Annotated in this window: 3 protein-coding genes and 1 pseudogene; 1 reads left to right on the top strand and 3 read right to left on the bottom strand. The window is 43.9% G+C overall.

Features of this window, described 5'->3' with window-relative positions:
- The 3 genes from B4K20_RS06495 to B4K20_RS06485 all read right to left on the bottom strand — a co-directional run.
- Positions 1 to 793 (bottom strand): AI-2E family transporter (locus B4K20_RS06495; RefSeq protein WP_289282307.1); only part of this gene is annotated, 793 nt, incomplete at its 3' end.
- A complete protein-coding gene (locus B4K20_RS06490; RefSeq protein ID WP_289282306.1) occupies positions 769 to 1,323 on the bottom strand; it encodes a CDP-alcohol phosphatidyltransferase family protein in 555 nt (184 codons plus the stop codon). The genes B4K20_RS06490 and B4K20_RS06495, both read right to left, overlap by 25 nt.
- A complete protein-coding gene (locus tag B4K20_RS06485; protein WP_289282305.1) occupies positions 1,320 to 2,381 on the bottom strand; it encodes a DUF2066 domain-containing protein in 1,062 nt (353 codons plus the stop codon). Before B4K20_RS06485 ends, B4K20_RS06490 begins: the two co-directional genes overlap by 4 nt.
- Positions 2,382 to 2,440: 59 nt before the next feature.
- Here B4K20_RS06485 and B4K20_RS06480 point away from each other — a divergent pair.
- A pseudogene (locus B4K20_RS06480) lies at positions 2,441 to 2,574 on the top strand (phosphoribosylformylglycinamidine cyclo-ligase); the annotation flags it as partial.

Here is a 2,574-nt window from a genome sequence, read left to right as displayed (position 1 = left end):
CCGCCAATAAAATTCCGACAATCAGCCCTAGATATGGCACGAAGCTCACCAGACCGGCAATCACACCAAGCAATAAAGCTAACTCCAAACCGATGAGAGTAAGACCCAGCGTGTATATCACCGCAAGTGAAAACATCACCATAAGTTGGCCGCGCATAAAGCCAGCTAACATATCATCACATTGTACTGACATCTCAATAAAGGTCTCAGCATAACGTCGTGGTAGTAACTCTCTGAACCTAGCTACTAAAATGTCCCAGTCACGTAAGAGATAAAAAGTGAGCACAGGAATTAGTACTAAATTACCCAGCCACTGAACCAACACCATACCGGAGCGAGTCATGTAGCTAAAAATACCTCCCGCGACCTGCCCAACTTCAGACCAATATTGACTGAGCGCCTGCTTCACCGTTTGGAAATTGAATACATCGGTAGGTAAGCCCACAGAGTTCAACCATGGTTCGATGAGTCTTTGCGTCTGAGTTAAATAATCAGGCAGGTTAGTAAACAATTTTGCTATCTGAGCACTTAATAGAGGCAGCATCACCAATAGCATTAAGGCCACGACAATAAAAATAGCAGCAAACACCAGGCTGACAGACATGGTTCTGGATAATTTCCAACTTTCTAATTTATCTACCAGGGGATCCCCCAGATAGGCAAAAAGTGTCGCAATAAAAAAGGGCATCAACACAGGAGAAAGTTCAAAGAGTAACCAGCCTGCGATAACGAACAACACCACTAACAAAAATTTGTTGGCATCACTCATTAATGGTTTGCTTTCTGCTTCCATGCCTTATTTCCCCAGGTAAGAATATATTCAAGACCGCTAAAAATCACACTCACTACCACGGCCCACACGCCAATGCTGATAAGAAGTGTTAGTTCAGCAAACCACTGTTGCGAAATAATGACCAATAACACCAATATGATTTGCAAAGCGGTATTGATCTTACTGCTCCACACGGGCAGCAATTCAAACTCACCGATGAAGTAGTGATATGCCAAGCCACCAGAAACGATAATCACGTCACGAGCCAACACCAACCATAACAGCCACAATGGCAGCAGATCCATCCAGGCTAATGTGGCAAAGCTTGCCACTAAAAGGAGTTTGTCCGCTATTGGGTCTAAAATAGAACCTAATCGAGACTGCCAGTGAAAATGTTTTGCCAGAAACCCATCAATACCATCTGAAATACCCGCAACAGCAGATAAAATCAGTGCCAGCGCAAAACGTTCATCTACCAGTGCCCATACCACTGGAATCACCAGTAAAATTCGTAATATTGATATCAGATTAGGAATGTCACGTAAGCTCAAGGGGTTAACCGATAATATTTTTTATCTGTCATGGCCTGCTCTGCTGACGTCAACTCAGTTAACAATCCTCCAACAGACAAGATGCGGTTCAATACGTCTAGATCACCACTGTAACGGATATCTAAGTCGAGAATATTGTCGCCAAGATTGTTAACACGAATATTTTCTATGCTATCGATTTGATTCAGGTAGGCCATCACTTTTGAAAAGTCACCGTAATTATTTACCTCATCAATCTGCATGGAGAAGGTGTTACCTGTATCAGTAGGCAAACTATGTTGGGCATATTCTGTCGCCAGTGTATCCACCAACACACCCAAGCCTTTACTAATTGAAGCATCCACTAAACCTTCAGAGCTCCAGCGTTGAGACGACTCATCAGTACCCGATTGCCAGGTGATTTTTGCAGTATCGTTACTGACCGACATATTGATAATCAGAATTTCATCCGCTCTGTAACGTTCAGAGGCGGCTCGAATTGCCTCGTCATTCATAGACGAGATGTCCTCAACGCTCAGAGCAGATTGATCCTGCAAATCCATCAATGGCATAAGAATGGGCAATCCACGCGCTTGTGCTGCCTGTTGTAAAGATTTGAAGATAAACTGTGGAATATTTTCTAAACCCTGTAAGGTTTGCTCACCCTCAATATCGGTGGCCAACCATACCAGTACGTCAGGTCTGACTTTCCCCCAGCGTTGCAAACCGAGCTTTTGAATAACATCATTAACGGCATTTTTATCAAAACTCAATCGCAATGAAAGCTGATCCGGCTGAGTTAAATCCGCTGCTTCAATATTGTTGCGTATGTATTCATAGCGTTCTACGAGTTGCTGTGCATTGGCCAATACGGGAGCAATATTAGCTTCGCTAACTTTGGATTGATTTCCGACGACTTTGATGAGGACTTGCTTGAGTAATTCCGGTGCGAGTTCGTCGCGTTCCTTTTGTTGTTGCGTGGAGACAGGAGCGGTTGCCTGATAAAGATCATCCACCTCAGCAGCATGGCTACTGAAACTGAAAAACAACAAAATAAGGGCATAAAATAATCGGTGCATTGTGGTATTCTAACACGCTGTTTTAAGCATGTGATGCACAACATTTTCAGGAATACATTATGACCGACAGTGTGGACTCTTCTCGCACCTCTCTTAGTTATCGTGATGCTGGCGTTGATATCGAAGCTGGTAACGCCTTAGTCGATCGCATTAAACCCCACGCAGCAAAAACCCGTCGACCTGGCGTCATGGC

Origin of the sequence: Methylophaga sp. UBA5088 (assembly GCF_002414625.1) — a bacterium.
GTDB classification, from domain to species: Bacteria; Pseudomonadota; Gammaproteobacteria; order Nitrosococcales; family Methylophagaceae; genus Methylophaga; species Methylophaga marina.
Note: the sequence above shows the minus strand (reverse complement) of the source record. Positions and strands in the feature narration are given on the sequence as shown.